This window comes from Arthrobacter sp. NicSoilB11, from assembly GCF_019977375.1.
GTDB lineage: Bacteria > Actinomycetota > Actinomycetes > Actinomycetales > Micrococcaceae > Arthrobacter.
On sequence record NZ_AP024657.1, the window covers coordinates 2,489,474 to 2,506,841 of the forward strand.

At 67.1% G+C, this 17,368-nt stretch carries 13 protein-coding genes and 1 riboswitch; of the genes, 2 read left to right on the plus strand and 11 right to left on the minus strand.

All coding sequences use genetic code 11. The annotated features are described in order from the left end of the window. Positions 1–3: 3 nt before the first annotated feature. From obgE to LDO14_RS11580, 5 genes are all read right to left on the minus strand, one after another. Complete coding sequence (gene obgE, locus LDO14_RS11560) at positions 4–1,593, minus strand: GTPase ObgE (protein WP_223991869.1); 1,590 nt, start codon at positions 1,591–1,593, stop codon at positions 4–6. Positions 1,594–1,712: 119 nt separating this feature from the next. Further along, the gene (gene rpmA / locus LDO14_RS11565; RefSeq protein WP_009372867.1) at positions 1,713–1,976 is read right to left on the minus strand and encodes a 50S ribosomal protein L27; all 264 of its coding nucleotides are present in this window, start codon (positions 1,974–1,976) and stop codon (positions 1,713–1,715) included. 61 nt (positions 1,977–2,037) lie between these two features. Continuing rightward, positions 2,038–2,346 carry a 50S ribosomal protein L21 gene (gene rplU / locus LDO14_RS11570; protein WP_003803420.1) on the minus strand — a complete coding sequence of 103 codons (309 nt, stop codon included), beginning with the start codon at positions 2,344–2,346 and terminating at the stop codon, positions 2,038–2,040. A 263-nt stretch (positions 2,347–2,609) separates the two neighbouring features. Beyond that, positions 2,610–4,130 (minus strand): bifunctional hydroxymethylpyrimidine kinase/phosphomethylpyrimidine kinase, encoded by a 1,521-nt coding sequence (gene thiD / locus LDO14_RS11575; RefSeq protein ID WP_223995203.1) that lies wholly within the window; start codon positions 4,128–4,130, stop codon positions 2,610–2,612. Between the two features lie 7 nt (positions 4,131–4,137). Further along, positions 4,138–4,235: riboswitch (TPP riboswitch) on the minus strand. A 148-nt stretch (positions 4,236–4,383) separates the two neighbouring features. Next, the gene (locus LDO14_RS11580; protein WP_223991870.1) at positions 4,384–7,839 is read right to left on the minus strand and encodes a ribonuclease E/G; all 3,456 of its coding nucleotides are present in this window, start codon (positions 7,837–7,839) and stop codon (positions 4,384–4,386) included. Between the two features lie 438 nt (positions 7,840–8,277). Between LDO14_RS11580 and LDO14_RS11585 the strand changes: the two genes are divergently transcribed. After that, entirely contained in the window at positions 8,278–8,946 is a 669-nt protein-coding gene (locus LDO14_RS11585; RefSeq protein WP_223991871.1) for a vitamin K epoxide reductase family protein, read from the plus strand. 63 nt (positions 8,947–9,009) lie between these two features. Here the strand turns inward: LDO14_RS11585 and ndk are convergent, their stop codons facing one another. The 4 genes from ndk to ileS all read right to left on the minus strand — a co-directional run bounded on the left by ndk (position 9,010) and on the right by ileS (position 14,638). Continuing rightward, positions 9,010–9,429, minus strand: a complete 420-nt coding sequence (ndk, locus tag LDO14_RS11590; RefSeq protein WP_018769466.1) for a nucleoside-diphosphate kinase — start codon at positions 9,427–9,429, stop codon at positions 9,010–9,012. A gap of 65 nt (positions 9,430–9,494) precedes the next feature. Next, on the minus strand, positions 9,495–9,956 hold the full coding sequence (locus LDO14_RS11595) for a DUF4233 domain-containing protein (protein WP_026265799.1): 462 nt from the start codon (positions 9,954–9,956) through the stop codon (positions 9,495–9,497). 2 nt (positions 9,957–9,958) lie between these two features. Further along, a complete protein-coding gene (locus LDO14_RS11600; protein WP_018769468.1) occupies positions 9,959–11,317 on the minus strand; it encodes a folylpolyglutamate synthase/dihydrofolate synthase family protein in 1,359 nt (452 codons plus the stop codon). 3 nt (positions 11,318–11,320) lie between these two features. Next, the gene (gene ileS, locus LDO14_RS11605; RefSeq protein WP_223991873.1) at positions 11,321–14,638 is read right to left on the minus strand and encodes an isoleucine--tRNA ligase; all 3,318 of its coding nucleotides are present in this window, start codon (positions 14,636–14,638) and stop codon (positions 11,321–11,323) included. Positions 14,639–15,074: 436 nt separating this feature from the next. On the opposite strand from ileS, the gene LDO14_RS11610 reads away from it, so the two are divergent. Then, positions 15,075–16,100: an endonuclease/exonuclease/phosphatase family protein gene (locus tag LDO14_RS11610; protein ID WP_223991875.1), complete on the plus strand. Its 1,026-nt coding sequence runs from the start codon at positions 15,075–15,077 to the stop codon at positions 16,098–16,100. A gap of 45 nt (positions 16,101–16,145) precedes the next feature. Here LDO14_RS11610 and LDO14_RS11615 read toward each other — a convergent pair whose 3' ends face one another. Next, positions 16,146–16,904 carry an SDR family oxidoreductase gene (locus tag LDO14_RS11615; RefSeq protein ID WP_223991877.1) on the minus strand — a complete coding sequence of 253 codons (759 nt, stop codon included), beginning with the start codon at positions 16,902–16,904 and terminating at the stop codon, positions 16,146–16,148. Positions 16,905–16,922: 18 nt separating this feature from the next. Further along, positions 16,923–17,303: a DUF488 domain-containing protein gene (locus LDO14_RS11620; protein WP_134164655.1), complete on the minus strand. Its 381-nt coding sequence runs from the start codon at positions 17,301–17,303 to the stop codon at positions 16,923–16,925. Positions 17,304–17,368: the final 65 nt, after the last annotated feature.

A 17,368-nucleotide genomic window follows, 5' to 3' on the forward strand; every position in this document is an offset into this window, starting at 1 on the left:
CCCCTAGAGGTCATCGTCCGCTTCCAGTCCGCTCTCCTTCACAGGGAGGGCAGCGCGGCGGCCACTGACGGATTCGGTCCAGATACCGGCTTTCCGTTCCGCCTCGAGCTCGGCCCGGGCGGCGGCCTTGGCGTCACGGCGCTCCTGCTGCTCATCGCGCTTCTGGCTGCGGGTGGGCCGATCCCCAATGTCTGCGAACCGCACATCGGTGCCGCGCGGCGACGCCAGGAGCTCGGCCCCTGCCATCATGGTGGGCTCCCAGTCGAAGACGACACCGTCGTCCCCGCCGATGACCACGGTATCGCCCGGCTTGGCGCCCTGCTTGAACAGTTCAGTCTCCACGCCGAGCTTGGCGAGCCGGTCCGCAAGGTAGCCGATGGCTTCCTCGTTGGTGAAGTCGGTCTGCTTGACCCAGCGTTCGGGCTTTTCGCCGAGGACGCGGAACAGCGGCTCCAGGTTCTTTTCCTCGCGCCGGATCTTGAAGCCGGCCTCATTGACGGCGCGGGGACGCAGTACGGCGGGCTGGACCTTGGGCGGTGCGGCAGCGACGGCGTCGCGGGCCGCCTTGACGATCTCCGCCATGGCGAAGCCCAGCTGGCGCAGGCCCTCATGGCTGGTGGCGGATACCTCGAACACGCGGTAGCCGCGGGATTCGAGTTCCGGACGCACGAATTCGGCCATGTCCTTGCCGTCGGGCAGGTCCACCTTGTTCAGGGCCACCAGCCGGGGGCGGTGGTTCAGGGGTACCACTTCGCCGTCCTGGCCTGCGTAGCTCATGTCGACGGCGTACTTCTCCAGCTCGCCCTCGATGATGGCGAGGTCCGACAACGGGTCGCGCTCCGATTCCAGCGTGCCGCAGTCCAGCACGTGCACCAGGGCTGCGCAGCGCTCCACGTGCCGCAGGAAGTGGTGGCCCAGGCCGCGTCCCTCGCTGGCACCTTCGATGAGCCCGGGTACGTCGGCGATGGTGAACCGCACGTCTCCGGCCTGCACGACGCCGAGGTTGGGAACCAGCGTGGTGAACGGGTAGTCAGCGATCTTGGGCCGGGCCGCGGACATCGCCGCGATGAGGCTGGACTTGCCGGCCGACGGGAAGCCCACCAGCGCGATGTCGGCGATGGACTTCAGTTCCAGGACGATGTCGCGGGACTCGCCTTCGATGCCCAGCAGCGCAAAGCCGGGGGCGCGGCGCTTTTGCGAGGACAGGGCGGCGTTGCCGAGTCCGCCAATGCCGCCTGCGGCGGCCACGTATTCGGTGCCCTCGCCGACGAGGTCAGCCAGGACGGTGCCGTCCTTGGACTTCACCACGGTGCCGTCCGGGACAGGCAGGATGAGGGTTTCACCGTTTTTGCCGCCGCGCCAGTCACCCATGCCGGGGCCGCCGTTGCTGGCGTGCCGGTGCGGTGCGTGGTGGTAGTCAAGAAGCGTGGTGGTCTGGTGGTCGACGCGGAGGATCACGTCGCCGCCGTTGCCCCCGTTGCCGCCGTCGGGTCCGCCCAGCGGCTTGAACTTCTCGCGGTGGACGGAGACGCACCCATGGCCGCCGGTACCGCCGGATACGTGCAGTACTACCCGGTCTACAAAGCTGGCCACGTGGATCTCCTCAGAAACTGTTTACCTGGCGGCCCAGGGGACGCCACATCGATTGTAATGCGGTTAAAAGAACAGTGGAGCGGACCCTCAGGCCCGCTCCACCGTTTCAGAACTTGTTGTTACTCTGCAGCTGCAGCAGCAACGATGTTGACTACGCGACGACCGCGGCGGGTGCCGAATTCAACGGCGCCCGGGGTCAGGGCGAACAGGGTGTCGTCGCCGCCACGGCCAACGCCGGCGCCCGGGTGGAAGTGGGTGCCACGCTGGCGGACGATGATCTCGCCGGCCGAAACAACCTGGCCGCCGAAGCGCTTGACGCCGAGGTACTGAGCGTTGGAATCGCGACCGTTGCGAGTGGAGCTCGCGCCCTTTTTATGTGCCATCTGAAATGCCTGCCTCTAAATTCTGGGGAATCTGTTGAAATGCCTGAACAGTAACCGGTGGTTACTTGATGCCGGTGATCTTGACCTTGGTCAGTTCCTGGCGGTGACCCTGGCGCTTCTTGTAGCCGGTCTTGTTCTTGAACTTCTGGATGACAATCTTAGGACCACGCAGGTCCTGGAGGATTTCAGCCGTAACAGTTACCTTGGCCAGGTCAGCGGCGGCGGAGGTGACCTTGTCACCATCAACCAGGAGCAGTGCGGGCAGCTCAATGGTGCTGCCGGCTCCACCGGCGACGCGGTTCAGGGTAACGAAGTCTCCAACGGAAACCTTCTCTTGGCGGCCGCCTGCGCGGACAATCGCGTACACCACTTGGGAACTCACTTCTCTCGACGTTTATTACAAAATTTGCGTGCGGAACCGACTTGCTAAAAGCTTGGTTTCTCGCTGTGCCTCAACGCCGTGGGGTCGTAACCCAAGTGTTGGCGTAAGCACCGAAGATCAAGAATACGCTAAATCCATCTTCGGCCGCAAATGAGGCTGGTTCAGGCGGGCCGGCTGTGGTAGTAACCACAGCCTGGCAGGAACCGCCGCAACCGTGCTCCACCATCATAGCCGGGCCCGGCCCGCGGGGGTCAGGAATGCAGCCTCGGCGCGTCGAAGAACTCCACTTCCAGGCGGCAGGACTGCTTGAACGCCGTCACCATCGCCGCCCTCTCATGGTCCGGCGCGGTCCGTCCGGCTGCATCCACGATGGCGATGGCTTTGCGGGTGGCTTCGGCGAAGCCCTCGTCGGCGTACGTCCGGAGCCAGGCCGCGTAGGCATGGCCGTCCGGTTCGCCCGAGGCCAGGAACCGGGCGTGGAGCTTCCCGCCGACTTCGGCGTAGAGCCAGAAGCAGGGAAGCACGGCGGCGGCGAGGACGGCATAGCTGCCCGACGCCGACGCTGCCGTGAGGTGGTCCACGTATGACTTGGTGACGGGGCCCAGGCCCTTCGGGGCCGGGCGGGTGCTGAGCCACGAGCGGTGGAGTTCCGATTCCACCTCAAGGCACTGCTGCGCGGATCCGGCCCAGAAAAGCTGCTCGGCCTCCGAGGGGGCCAGCGCGCTGGCCCGTGCCAGCACCCTGGAGTAGCCGTTCAGGTAGAGGGCATCCTGCGCCAGGTAGTAGGCAAAGTCCTTCTCCGGAAGGTCTCCTGACGCCAGGCCGTGGATGAAGTCCAGTGCGTAGATGTCCGCCAGGTCCTGTTGGGCTTCCGACCACAACCGGGCCGCGAAGCCGCCCTCCTCCAGGACCGGCCGCACGTGGTGGAAGTGGTGTACGGGGCCGTTCCCCTGGCCCACCTCCAATTGGCCGGAGTTCTCAAGTGCGCCGGCCAGCCAGGGCTTGACCGTTCGCAGTGATGCCTCCCAATTGCCCAAACGGGCCTGGACTGTTGCCATGGCAGAGGACAGGGAACAGCCCGTCCCGTGGCTGTTCCGCGTGGAAACCCGCTTCCCCTGCACTTCCACCACGTCCGGGCCCAGGAGGCCCGAAGCGTTGACCAGCGCATCCGGGCAGTCGAGGCCTGAAAGGTGGCCACCCTTGACCAGCACGGTGGCTCCGGTGGCTTCCGCCAGGCGCCTGCCCTGGTCCAGCGCGGTGTCCCAGTCTTTCGCCGGCTCCGTGCCCAGCAGCAGCGCGAGTTCGGGAAGGTTGGGGGTGATGAGGTGGGCAAGGGGCAGCAGTTCCCGGAGCGCGGCTTCGGCGGATTCCTTCAGCAGCCTGTCGCCGCTGGTGGCCACCATGACGGGGTCCAGGACCACGATGGCGGGACGGGCCTTTTCGAGCCATTGGCGGACAGTGCGGATCACCGACTCGTCGCCCAGCATGCCGATCTTGACGGCGTCGATGCTGATGTCGTCACTGACCGCGCCCAGCTGCTGGGCCAGGAAGCCGGCCGGCGGGACGTGGACGGACTGCACACCCCGGGTGTTTTGCGCCGTGAGTGCCGTGATCGCGGCCATGCCGTATCCGCCATGGGCGGCAATGCTTTTGAGGTCCGCCTGGATCCCGGCCCCGCCGGACGGGTCGGAGCCTGCAATGGAGAGGACGCGCGGGACATCGCGGCCCCCAGGCAGCGCGGGGGCCACGCCGGACGCTGTGGGCAGGGGCATGGAGAGGGTCGAAGACAACAGACATCCCTTCGCCGGTACTAGCCGGACAGGTTCAACGGGTGTGGATCTCAGCCGGCCTTCTGCGCGGCACCCCGTGTCGGGTTCCAGAGTAGCCGCTGGGGCGTACCCGGCGGAAAGGTGACAGCACCCGCGCATGCAGGAAGTCCCCGTCCGTGGACTGTTCCCCCTGGATTCATGGGGGACAGTCCGCACGACGGGGACTTCCTGGGTGGCGCGTTAACTGCGCCTTGGCTTAGAGCTCCGAGGCGGGGACGCCGACGCCGAGGATGATCGGTTCCCCTGCCGGCTTGCCGGGCTCCGCCGCAGCGGGCTGTGCTTTGGCGGTGTCCGGGGCCTTGGCTGCGTGCGAGTGCCCCGCGCCTGTCGCCTGGACGTTCTCGTGGTGCTGGACAGCGGTTTCATTTGCGGCACCCTGGGCACGGCTGGCAGCGCGGTGGCGCCGCGGCCTGCGTTGCCGGGACTGCTCCAGCGTGTGGTCGGAGTAGTCCTTTTCCACCGGAGCTTTCACGGCGGCACGCGCCTGCGCTCCCCCGCCGGGCTGCTGTTCGGGCACCGACTGTTCGGGCGCTGACTGTTCGGCCGGCTTCACCGTGTCTGCGGCCTTGGCGGGCGCGTTCTCCACCGGGGAAGCCGGCTGGCCGAGGTGGGCGAAGGCTTCCGCGAGCCGGTCCAGCGTGAGGGCGGGCCTGGGATGCTGGTCCTCAGCGTGCTCCACGAAGGGAAGCGGGACTTCCTCGCCGCCGAAGGTCAGGACAGCTGCGGGGCGTGCCGGGCCATCGGCGTCGTGCTTCTCTTCAACAGGGACCTGCGCCGGCTCGGCGGACGGTGCCTGCCGGGTGGCTGCCACCTCATCGTCATGCAGGTGGGCCGCATGGGCGGCAGCCGCGATGTTCGCCAGGGCAAGCCGGGTGGCCTCTGCCTTGGCGTGCCGCTCTGCGTCTGTGGGGTCCGGCAGGACGGTGTGGACGTGGACAGCAGGCGCCGGGGCAGCCTCGGGCTGCTGGCCGCCGCGTCCCCGCCGCCGTTTGCGCTCGGGACGGACTCCGGGCTGGCCGCCATCGGCCCGCTGCCCTTCGGGGCGGTGGGCTTCCCCGCGGGCTTCGGGGCGGCTGTCGGCGCGCTGGACGTGGTGCTCGGCCGCCACAATGTTGGCGCGGCGGTGCTCCACGGGATCGTCGTGCGTCACTACGCCCCGGCCGGCGCAGGCCTCACACTGCTCGCCGAAGACTTCCAGCAGGCCCGTCCCCATGCGCTTGCGGGTCATCTGGACCAGGCCCAGCGACGTGACCTCGGCAACCTGGTGCTTGGTCCGGTCGCGGCCCAGGCATTCCACCAGGCGGCGCAGGACCAGGTCGCGGTTGGATTCGAGCACCATGTCGATGAAGTCGATCACGATGATGCCGCCGATGTCGCGCAGCCGCAGCTGGCGCACCACTTCCTCGGCGGCTTCCAGGTTGTTCTTTGTGACGGTTTCCTCGAGGTTGCCGCCGCTGCCGGTGAACTTGCCGGTGTTGACGTCCACCACGGTCATGGCCTCGGTGCGGTCGATGACCAGGGAGCCGCCGGAGGGCAGGAAGACCTTCCGCTCAAGGGCCTTGTGGATCTGCTCGTCGATGCGCCAGGCGGAGAAGATGTCCTGGTCCTTGGTCCACTTCTCGAGGCGGCCCACCAGGTCCGGCGCCACGTACGTGACGTAGGCCTCGATGGTGTCCCAGGCCTCCTCACCGGAGACGATCAGTTTGGAGAAGTCCTCGTTGAAGACGTCCCGGACCACCTTGATGGTCAGGTCCGGTTCGCCGTACAGCAGCTCCGGGGCCAGGATCTTGGTGGACTGGGACTGGCTTTCGATGCCTTCCCACTGGGCGCGCAGGCGGTTGATGTCGTGCGTCAGTTCCTCTTCCGAGGCACCTTCCGCGGCGGTCCGGACGATGACGCCGGCGTGCTCGGGCAGGCGGTCCTTGAGGATGCGCTTGAGGCGGTTGCGTTCGACGTCGGGCAGCTTGCGGGAGATGCCGGTCATGGAGCCGCCGGGCACGTAGACCAGGTAGCGGCCGGGAAGGGAGATCTGGCTGGTCAGCCGGGCGCCCTTGTGGCCGACGGGATCCTTGGTCACCTGGACCAGGACGGTGTCGCCGGATTTGAGCGCGTTCTCGATGCGGCGCTGCTTGCCTTCGAGGTTGACGGCTTCCCAGTTGACCTCACCGGCGTACAGCACGGCGTTGCGGCCACGCCCGATGTCCACGAACGCAGCTTCCATTGACGGCAGCACGTTCTGGACCTTGCCCAGGTAGACGTTGCCGATGAGCGAGTCCTGCTGGGTCTTGGATACGAAATGCTCGGCCAGGACACCGTCTTCAAGGACGGCGATCTGGATTCTGTCGTCGCGCTGGCGTACGATCATCTGCCGGTCCACGGATTCGCGGCGGGCCAGGAACTCGGCCTCGGTGATGACGGTGCGGCGGCGGCCGGTGTCGCGGGATTCGCGGCGGCGCTGCTTCTTGGCCTCAAGGCGGGTGGAGCCCTTGACGCTGGTGACCCGGTTGTTGACCGGCGCTTCACTGACCGCGCGCGGGGCACGGACCCTCGTCACCGTGTTGGGCGGGTCGTCGCCTTCCCCGCCGGTCAGCTCCAGGTCCTGGTCACCGCGGCGGCGGCGACGGCGGCGGCGGGACGTCACGCCGTCCTCGGCTTGTGTGGCGCTGTCCTCGTCGGCCTCGTCCTCGGCGTCAGCCTCGGCGCTGCCACCCTCGATGTCCTCGTCCGCCTTGTCGCCGACGCGGCTGCGGCCCCTGCGGCCGCGGCTGCGGCGCCGGCGGCGGCTGGAGGAATCGTCGCCGTCGTCGGTTTCTTCCTCTTCAGGTTCCTCGACGGCGGGTGCTGCGGGACGGACCACGGTGCTGAGGTCCGGGGCCTGGAAGAGCACGGATGTGGGCGATGCAGGCTCCAGGAAGAGGGAACCAAAGGGGCTGGCGGCCGCGGCGGGGGCGGTCTGTTCCTTGACCGCAGCGTGCTCTTCCTTGGCCACAGCGGGGGTTTCCCGGGCAGGCCCGGGGGCTCCGGCAGCCTCGGCGGCCGCGACGGGTTCCTGGGGCTGCTCCTGCGCAGGAGCTGCTTCCTGGGCGGCAGCTTCCTCCCGGGCCGGTTCCTGTGCCGGGGCTTCCGGGATTGCTGGTTCTGCAGCGACGGCGTCCGCTGCCGCGGCTTCCGCCGCGGGCGGGGCAGCCGGGGACGCGGCCTTGCGGGTGGCTACCCGACGGCGGCGAACAGGTTTGGTTTCGGCGTCCGCCGTGGCAGCAGGTGCTGCGGCAGCGTCTTCACCGGCCACGGCCGGTGCCGGGGCATCAACGGACGCAGCATCGACGGACACAGCATCAACAGGCGCAGTGCCGGCGGCAGCGGTTGCCTCTGCGTCATCAGCGAAGGCGGGCAGGGGTTCGGGGGCGTCCGCTTTCCTGCGGGCGCGGGTGCGGCGGGCCGGGGCCTTGGTCGCCGCGGCGGCTTCCGCCGACGGCGAGTCGCCGCTTGCTTCAGGGGCGGCTGCCTCCGGCGCCGTGGCCGCTGCATCCGTCACGGCTTCTTCGGTCTTGGGAGCCGTTTTCCGGCGGGTGCGTACAGCCCTCTTGGGTGCAGCAGCAGCCTCGGCAGCCGGTGCATCATCGTTAACGGCCAGTTCCTGATCATTGTCCATATGTGGCAACACTCCTGCCCCTGACGTACCGCCACATCCGGCACCCATTGGGGCACATATTGTCAAAACCCGCAGGCGTTGACAGAAGTCACGTGGATACTCCCAGGTTCGCACCGTCATTGGGGTGCGGCAGCCCGTGGGAGCCGGTGGATGTTCTGAAAACCCGTTGTTCTGCGTGCCACAACCAGGTGCCGCCCAATGGAGTGGCGGGAGTGCCGGAAGAATCCGAAGCCTGCCCTGCCCATCATTGGCGGTCTTGGGAACATACCACCGGACCGGAGTCCGAATGTGGATCGGCTTCCAGCCACGTTCATTCTCTCATACCCGCGCCGGATCGCCGCGGAGGCAGGCACTTCCGTTCCCATTCCTGTGTGGCGGCACCAGCCGCCGGCGTTACAATCAGGCTCAGGAGCACCGGACGAAAAGGACGCCACACCCATGCCCAGCATCTCCCCCGTCAGCGCCCATGAAACGGAAAGGGCCACGGATCCGCAGGCCACTGCGGCCCCTGGCGTTCCGCGGATGGCCCGGAACCGGCCCTTCGGCTGGCTGCTGGTCATCACCGGAATCGTGGGCTGGCTTGCCTCCGGAACCCTGGTCCTGGAAAAGCTCGAAGTCCTCAAGGACCCCAACCACACCACCGTTTGCGACGTGAACCCCTGGATCTCCTGCGGCCAGGTCATGCAGACGTGGCAGAGTTCGCTGTTCGGTTTCCCCAACATGTTCATCGGTATCGTCGCGTTCGCCGTCACCATAACCGTGGGCATGGCGTTGCTGTCCGGTGCCACGTTCGCGCGGTGGTACTGGATGGGGCTTCAGGTGGGCGTCACGCTCGGCTTCGCCTTCGTGGTGTGGCTGTGGTCCCAGGCCCTGTATTCGATCCACATCCTGTGCCCGTTCTGCATGATCGTCTGGGCGGCCATGATTCCGCTCTTTGTGTGGACCACCATCAGGAACATCACGGCCGGAGTGATCCCAATGCCCGCGGGGGCGGCCCGCGTGCTGGGTGATTCCGGCTGGATCATCACGGCACTGCTGTACGTGGCCGTCGTCGCCACCATCTTCTTCGCGTTCATCCAGGTCTTTGCGGGCACGTCAGGCTTCTGAGCTGCGGACGGCAAAAGGCCCCTGGTTCCGAAGAACCAGGGGCCTTCTGCCGTCCTTGGACTGTCAGCCCTGGAACCAGATCTTGATCTCGCGCTCGGCGGAGTCGGTTGAGTCGGAGCCGTGCACCAGGTTCTGCTGGACCTTCAGGCCCCAGTCCCGGCCGAAGTCGCCGCGAATGGTGCCCGGGGCCGCGGTCGTGGGGTCCGTGGTGCCGGCCAGTGACCGGAACCCTTCAATGACGCGGTGGCCTTCGAAGATGGCCGCCACCACGGGTCCGCTGAGCATGAACTCCACCAGCGGCTCGTAGAACGGCTTGCCTACGTGCTCCTCGTAATGCTGCTCCAGCAGCTCACGGGTGGCGTCGACCTTTTTCAGCTCAACAAGGCTGTAGCCCTTGGCTTCAATGCGGGCCAGGATGGCGCCGGTCAGGTTACGGGCGACGCCGTCGGGCTTGATCAGGACGAGGGTGCGCTCTGTAGTCACAACTGCTCCAATGCGTTCGTGGGGTTTCGGGATAAGTCTACGGGGACTGGCTTACGGGGACTGGTTTACGGGGACTGGGGCTGGGCGGGACCGGCCCCGTCCGGGTGGGCGGCTTCCCATTCGGCCTGTTCGCGTGCCCGCTGCGCAGCCTCGCGGTCCAGCCGGATGCCGGTGCGGATTCCGTACCACCAGGCCGCGGCGAAAAGCCCACCCACCAGGAACATGGCCGGCTCGAAGATGCCTGTGAGGATCAGGACCAGCTGCAGGATCCAGCCCAGGCCGATGCCCCAGGGCCTGTTGAGGACCGCGCAGGCGAAGATCATGACCACGCTGAGTGCGATCCCCACGCCGAGGATCAGTGCCGGCGGAAACTCCCCGCGGCGCAGGCCAAACACCACCAGGGTGGCGAAGAACATGACGAACGCTTCCAGGAGCAGCACCGTGGAAGCGAACATCACCTTGGTGGAGCGGCGCTTCTTGGGCATGCCGGGACGCCACTCGCGCTGGGCCTTGGTCAATCTGGCCACGCCTACGCCTCCGTTTTTCCGAGCAGGATCCGCGCCTCTGCCACCAGGGTGATGGAGCCGGTGACCAGCACGCCGCCGGAAAGGTCGTCATTGGCTTCGGCCCGTTCCACGGCCCATTCGAGTGCGTCGTCCAGCTTTTCGGCGATGTGGACGTTGTCCTCGCCAAATCCCAGGTCGATCGCCAGCTCCGCCAGCTCGGCGGCCGGAACCGCCCGGGGAGAGTTGGACTGGGTGAAGCAGTAATCCACTGCCATGTCGCCCAGCGACTCCCTGATTTCGCGCAGGATCTCCTCCGCGTCCTTCTCCTTGAGCACGCCCACCACCGGAACCAGCCTGGTGAAGGTGAATGCTTCCCGCAGGGCGGCGGCGGAGGCCTTGATGCCGTCGGGGTTGTGGGCGGCGTCCACGATGATGGTGGGTGCGGTCCGCACCACCTCAAGGCGGCCGGGGGACGTGACGGCCGCGAAGCCTTCCTGCAGCACGTCGAGGTCGAGTTCCTTTTCACCGCCGAAGAACGCCTCCAAGGCGGCCACCGCGACGGCAGCGTTCTGTGCTTGGTGGGCGCCGTGCAGTGGCAGCATGAGGTCCGGGTAGCGGCCGGCGATGCCCTGGATAGTCAACACCTGCCCGCCAACAGCCACCGTCCGTGACTCGACACCGAACTCAACGCCCTCGAAGCGGAACGGTACGCCCACCTCCTTGGCCTTCTCCAGCAGCACCTGGGCCGCATCGAGGGGCTGGGCCGCGCTGATGAGGTAGCCGCCGGGCTTGATGATGCCGGCCTTTTCGCGGGCGATGTCCTCCGTGGTGTCGCCCAGGAGGTCGGTATGGTCCAGCGAAATCGGCGTCACCACCGAGACCTGGCCGTCGCCGACGTTGGTGGCATCGGTAATGCCGCCCAAACCCACCTCGATGATGGCCACGTTGACCGGCTGGTCAGCGAAGATGGCGAAGCCCAGGATGGTGAGGCACTCGAAGTACGTCAGTCTCGGCTCCCCCTCGGCTTCGAGTTCCGAGTCCACAATCTGCAGGTAGGGCCTGATTTCGTCCCAGATCCTGACAAACGTCTCGTCGGATACCGGATGGCCGTCGATGCTGATCCGCTCGGTGACCTTGGACAGGTGCGGGCTGGTGTAGCGTCCGGTGCTCAGGCCGTGGGCGCGGAGCACGGACTCGATCATCCTGGATGTGGACGTTTTGCCGTTGGTTCCGGTCACATGGATGATCGGGAACGCCTTGTTGGGCTCGCCCAGCACGTCCATCGCACGGAACAGCGGAGCCAGCCGCGGCTCCATCTTGTTTTCCGGCGCCCGTCCCAGCAGTTCGGCGTACACGCTTTCCACGGAAAATTCGTCGCTCATGTCCTAGGCCTCCACTTTTTCAACCGCAACGGCGGGTTCGGACACGGTGCCCGGCTCTGCCACCAGGTCCACCGTCAGTGTCTCGCCCTTGACCAGTTCGGCGTTGGCCAGCAGGGCATCAACGACGTTCCCGGGAGCGGTGACGGTGGTACGGATGCGGTCGCTCACGTTGAGCCCGGCGTCCTTGCGGGCCTGCTGGATTGCCCGCACCATGTCGCGTGCCAGCCCTTCGGCTTCAAGCTCCGGCGTGACTTCCGTGTTCAGCACGACGAAGCCGCCGCCGGGCAGCACGGCCACAGCCGCGGAAGCACCGCCGGACCCGGCAACCACTGTCTCAAGCGTGTACTCCTGGGGTTCCAGCTGCAGCCCGCCGGCGGTGACCACACCGGCGTCGTCCACCGACCAGTCCCCTGACTTGGACCCCTTGATGGCAACCTGGACGTTCTTGCCCAGGCGTGGCCCGGCAGCGCGGGCGTTGACCACCAGCTTCTGCTGGATCCCGAACTCCTCCGGGGAGGCGGTGGCGGCGTCCAGCAGGCGAACGGAACGGAGGTTCAGTTCATCGGCGACGACGGCGGCGAAACCCTGCAGGGCGTCCGCTCCGGGTGCCACAACCGTCAGCTCCTGCAGCGGCAGGCGGACACGCAGGTTGGCTGCCTTGCGGAGCGAGGAACCGGTGGAGCAGATCTGCTGGATCCGGTCCATGGTTTCCACCAGGGAGGGATTGGCGGGGAAGAGGTCCGCGTCCGGCCAGTCGGCCAGGTGCACGGACCGGCCGCCGGTCAGGCCGCGCCAGATTTCCTCGGAAACCAGCGGCAGCAGCGACGCGGCGGCACGGGTGACGGTCTCCAGGGCAGTGAACAGCGCATCGAAGGCGTCCTGGTCCTCGTCGAAGAACCGCTGGCGGCTGCGGCGGACGTACCAGTTGGTGAGCATGTCCAGGTAGCTGCGCAGCGAGTCGCAGGCGCCGGAGATGTCGTAGGTGTCCAGCTGTGCCGTCATGCTGCGGACGAGGTCGCCCGTGTTGGCCAGCAGGTACTGGTCCAGGGTGTCCCGGTAGCCCTCGTAGCGCAGTTTGGCATCGTAACCGGCGCCACCGTTCGCGGCGTTCGTGTACAGGGTGAAGAAGCTGTACACGTTCCAGAGCGGCAGGATCACCTGGCGGACGCCGTCCCGGATGCCCTGCTCGGTGACGATCAGGTTGCCGCCCCGGAGGATGGGGCTGGACATGAGGAACCAGCGCATGGCGTCGGACCCGTCGCGGTCCAGGACCTCGGAGACGTCCGGGTAGTTGCGCAGGCTCTTGGACATTTTCTGGCCGTCGGATCCAAGCACAATGCCATGGCTGATGACGTTGCGGAACGCCGGCCGGTCAAACAGTGCGGTGGACAGGATGTGCAGCATATAGAACCAGCCGCGGGTCTGGCCGATGTACTCCACGATGAAATCCGCGGGGTTGTGCGTGTTGAACCAGGCTTCGTTTTCGAACGGGTAGTGCACCTGTCCGTAGGGCATGGAGCCGGAGTCGAACCAGACGTCCAGGACGTCCTCGACGCGGCGCATCACGGACTGGCCCTCTTCGGGGGTGCGGGGATCGTCCGGGTTGGGCCTGGTGAGCTCGTCGATGAACGGCCGGTGGAGGTCCACCTCGCCGTCCTTGTTCAGGGGCAGCCGGCCGAAGTCCGCCTCGATCTCGGCCAGGGAACCGTAGACGTCGGTGCGCGGGTATTCGGGATCCGTTGACTGCCACACGGGGATGGGGCTGCCCCAGAAGCGGTTCCGGCTGATGGACCAGTCGCGGGCGTTCTCCAACCATTTGCCGAACTGGCCATCCTTGACGTTCCCCGGGATCCAGTTGATCTCCTGGTTCAGTTCGGACATCCGGTCCTTGAACTTGGTGACCTCCACATACCAGGAGGACACCGCACGGTAGATCAGCGGGTTGCGGCAGCGCCAGCAGTGCGGGTAGCTGTGCTCGTAGCTGGCCTGCCGGACCAGCCTGCCCTGGGCGCGGAGCACTTGGGTGATGGGCTTGTTGGCCTCGAAGACCTGCAGGCCCGCGATGTCGTGGAGGTCGCCGTGCTTGAACAACGGCAGGAATTTGGCACCCTCGTCCACGGAGAGCACCACGGGAATGCCAGCCTCCTCGCAGACTTTCTGGTCGTCTTCACCGTAGGCGGGCGCCTGGTGCACCACGCCGGTTCCGTCGGTGGTGGTGACGTAGTCAGCCACTACGAACCGCCAGGCGTTCTCCATGCCGTACTTTTCGTTGTCGGCAAAGTCGTCCCAGAGCCGCTGGTATGCCAGGCCTTCCAGTTCGGCGCCGGAGTGGGTGGACACTACGGCGGCTTCCGCGTCCTCGAAGCTGTCGTAGCCGAGGTCCTTGGCGTAGGCGCCCAGGAGGTCCGCCGCGAGCAGGAAGCTGCCCGTGACCGGGGCGTCGGCCGAGGCGGCCTTGATGCCGTTGGGACCGGCGGGCAGCACGGCGTACGTGATGGAAGGCCCGACGGCGAGCGCGGCGTTGGTGGGCAGCGTCCAGGGGGTGGTGGTCCAGGCGAGCGCCTGCACGCCGGCAAGTTCCTTGGACAGTTCCGAATCCCCCGCAAGGATGGGGAAGGTGACGGTGACGGTCTGGTCCTGGCGGTTCTTGTAGACGTCGTCGTCCATGCGCAGCTCATGGTTGGACAGCGGGGTTTCGTCTTTCCAGCAGTACGGCAGCACCCGGTAGCCGTTGTACGTCAGGCCCTTGTCATGCAGCTGCTTGAACGCCCAGAGGACCGACTCCATGTACTCGACATTGAGTGTCTTGTAGTCGTTGTCGAAGTCCACCCACCGGGCCTGCCGGGTGACGTAGCTGCGCCACTCATCGGCGTACTTCATGACGGACGCGCGGCAGGCGTCGTTGAACTTGTCGATGCCCATGGCCTCGATCTGGGTCTTGTCCGTCATCCCCAGCTGTTTCATGGCCTCCAGCTCGGCGGGCAGGCCGTGGGTGTCCCAACCGAAACGGCGTTCCACGCGCTTGCCGCGCTGGGTCTGGTAGCGGCCAACCAGGTCCTTGGCGTAGCCGGTGAGGAGGTGGCCGTAGTGGGGCAGGCCGTTGGCGAACGGCGGGCCGTCGTAGAACACGAATTCGTTGCTGCCCGGCTCCCCGCCGGGGACGTCGGCGCTGCGCTGGTCAATGCTGGCCTGGAAGGTGCCGTCCTGGTCCCAGTACTTCAGGATGCGCTCTTCGATCTCCGGGAACTTCACGGAGGCGGAAACGCCGGCGCTGCCTTTGGAGGAGGTGCTGGAGGCTGAGGCCTTGGGGTAAAACGTCATGTTCGACATCCTGGGTTGAGCGTGGTGAGCCCCCGGCACGGCCGGAGGTTCCGTTCAGGATGCGAGGACGGCTGCCGTGCCGTCCCGAAGACTGCACGCCCACCGCGGTACCACCTCACTTACCGGCGCCGCGTGGTTCCCAAAGGAACACCCGCCGCCCCGGCCGCTTCATTACTGCTGTGACGGGCTTACCCGTCCGGTTCTACTGACGCGGGCCCGCCTTGCGGGGCGCGGCCTGCGTGTTCTTCCGGAAGCTCACCGGTGATTGCCGGGTCATAGCCACTGCAGAGTCTACTATCGCCGCGGCATCCAGTGCCATTCCGGGCGCAACGCGGTTCCGGCGGGCAGTGCCGTTCGGGGCGGGCCGGGCCATTTCCGGGCGGCCTTCTCCGTCCGGGGGCTGCCGCCGTCACCGTGCATTGCCTAGACTCGCGTCATGACGGCTTCCGGGCGCCCCGCGGGATGGAGGCGTACGGCCACGGCGTGCAGGTGGCTGTTCATCCCTGCTGCCCTGCCGGTGGCGGCGGTCTCCGCCGTCCGCGCGGTGCCTGCCGACTGGCCGGTACTCGGTGTCCAGCTGGTGGCATTCACGCCCTGGCTCGCCGTTCCCGCCGCCGCAGCGCTGCTCATGGCCTTCGCTGGACGGAGCCGGTGGCAGCAGGTCCTGGCCACGGCACTGGCGGCCTGCCAGGTGTTCTGGCTTTTCCCGCTCGATATCCGCGCACCGGCCGCCGGGGCAACCGCCGGGGCAGCGGCCGGGGCTTCCGGCACGTCGGTCTCCCTGGTTGCCATGAGCATCAACACGGAACTGGGCGGGGCTGATGCCGGCAGCATCGTGGCCCTGGTCCGTGATTTGCATGTAGACCTGTTGGCGGTTGAGGAGTACACACCCGAAATGGCGCGAAAGCTGATGGCGGCCGGACTCGACGACCTGCTCCCCCACCGGGTTGCCCAGGCCCGTGACCGCGCCGCAGGCTCCGCCATCTACTCCTCCTACAACCTGACAGCCACCGGCGTCCTCCCGGACACGCGGTTCGCCATGCCCGTGGCACGCCTTGACCTCGGCAGCGGTGCCGGCCTGGGTGTGGTGGCAGTCCACGCCCTGGCGCCAGTGGGAAAAGGCCTCAGTCAATGGCGCAGCGACCTGGCTGCCGTGGCCAGGGCTGCCGACGGATCCGGTCCCCTGCTGCTGGCGGGAGACTTCAACGCGACCTACGACCACCGGGAATTCCGGGACCTGTTGGCCGGAACGGGCGGCAACCTGCCCCTGGTGGACGTGGCTGCCGCCGTGGGCAGCAGGCTGGTGCCCACGTGGCCCATGCGCGGCTTCCGGCTGCCGGGGATTGCCCTGGACCATCTGGTGACCAGCCCGGACATCAGAGCATCGGATTACTCGGTCCACCGGGTTGGCGGGACGGACCATGCCGCCGTGGCAGCCACCCTGACCGTCCGGGTCTCCTAGTGTTCCTGACCGGTCCAGCCACGGGATGGGCAGGCCCCGCCCGGCTCAGCCCTTCCTGACCAGCTTGTGGGTGGCTGCCTGCGCCACCGGCCGGATGACGATCTGGTCCAGGTTGACGTGGTGCGGAACCGTGACGGCATAACGGACCACGTCGGCCACGTCCTCTGCGGTCAGCGGCTTCTCAACCCCCCGGTAGACCTTGTCCGCCGCCTGCGCGTCCCCCAGGCGGTTGAGCGCGAATTCCTCGGTCTGCACCAGGCCCGGCGCCACCTCGATGACGCGGACGTTGTTCTCCACCTCTTCAAGCCGGAGCGCGTTGGTCATGGCGTGCTGGGCGAACTTCGCGGCGTTGTAGCCGCCGCCGCCCTCGTACGCGTCCAGTCCCGCAGTGGAGGTGAGGTTCAGCACGGTACCTTCGCCGTTGGCGCGCAGCATGGGCAGGAAGGCGCGGGTGAGCTTCATGGTGCCCAGGACGTTGACCCGGTACATCCACTCCCAGTCCTCCGTGCTGGCATCTCCTACCCTGTCGGCGCCGCGGGCGCCGCCGGCAATGTTGATGAGCGTATCGATGCCGCCCGCGTCGGTGACCTGCGCGAGGAGCCGGGACACGTCGTCGTCCTCTGCAATGTCAGCAGGAATCGCCACGGCGCCTGTCCCGCTTTCCAGGGCGGCCAGGCGTTCGGCGCGGCGTGCCACGGCGAAGACCGTCCACCCGTCGGCGCGCAGCGCGCGCACAGTGGCCTCCCCGATTCCGCTGCTTGCTCCGGTCACCAGTGCCGCTTTTTTCTGCATGTCCTTCGTCATGGCACCACCCTAACGGGATCAGCCGGCAGGACGTCCCCGGAGGTAATCAAGCAGGACAAGGGCGTGGTTTGCCTCCGTGTTGCGGGCAGCGTAGAGCAGGGTGATCCTGGGGTGGCCGGCGGCCAGTTCCAGCAGCGTCTCCACCGCCGGATTGGAATCCAGTTCCACCCGGTAGCGTTCGCTGAACTCCGCGAACCGTCCGGGGCGGTGGTTGAAGTCCTTGCGCAGCCCGGTGGACGGGGCCACGTCCTTGAGCCACACATCGATGGCCGCGTTGTCCCTTGACATCCCGCGCGGCCAGAGACGGTCCACCAGCACCCGGCAGCCGTCGTCGTCCGCCGGTGGATCGTAGATGCGCTTGATGCCGAAGGTGCCCCGCTGTTGGACCATACGCCGCATGCTACCCGCCTTCGCATGCGGCCGGGCGGGACCGGTTGGGCGGGATGGAAGCGGGCATGAAAGAA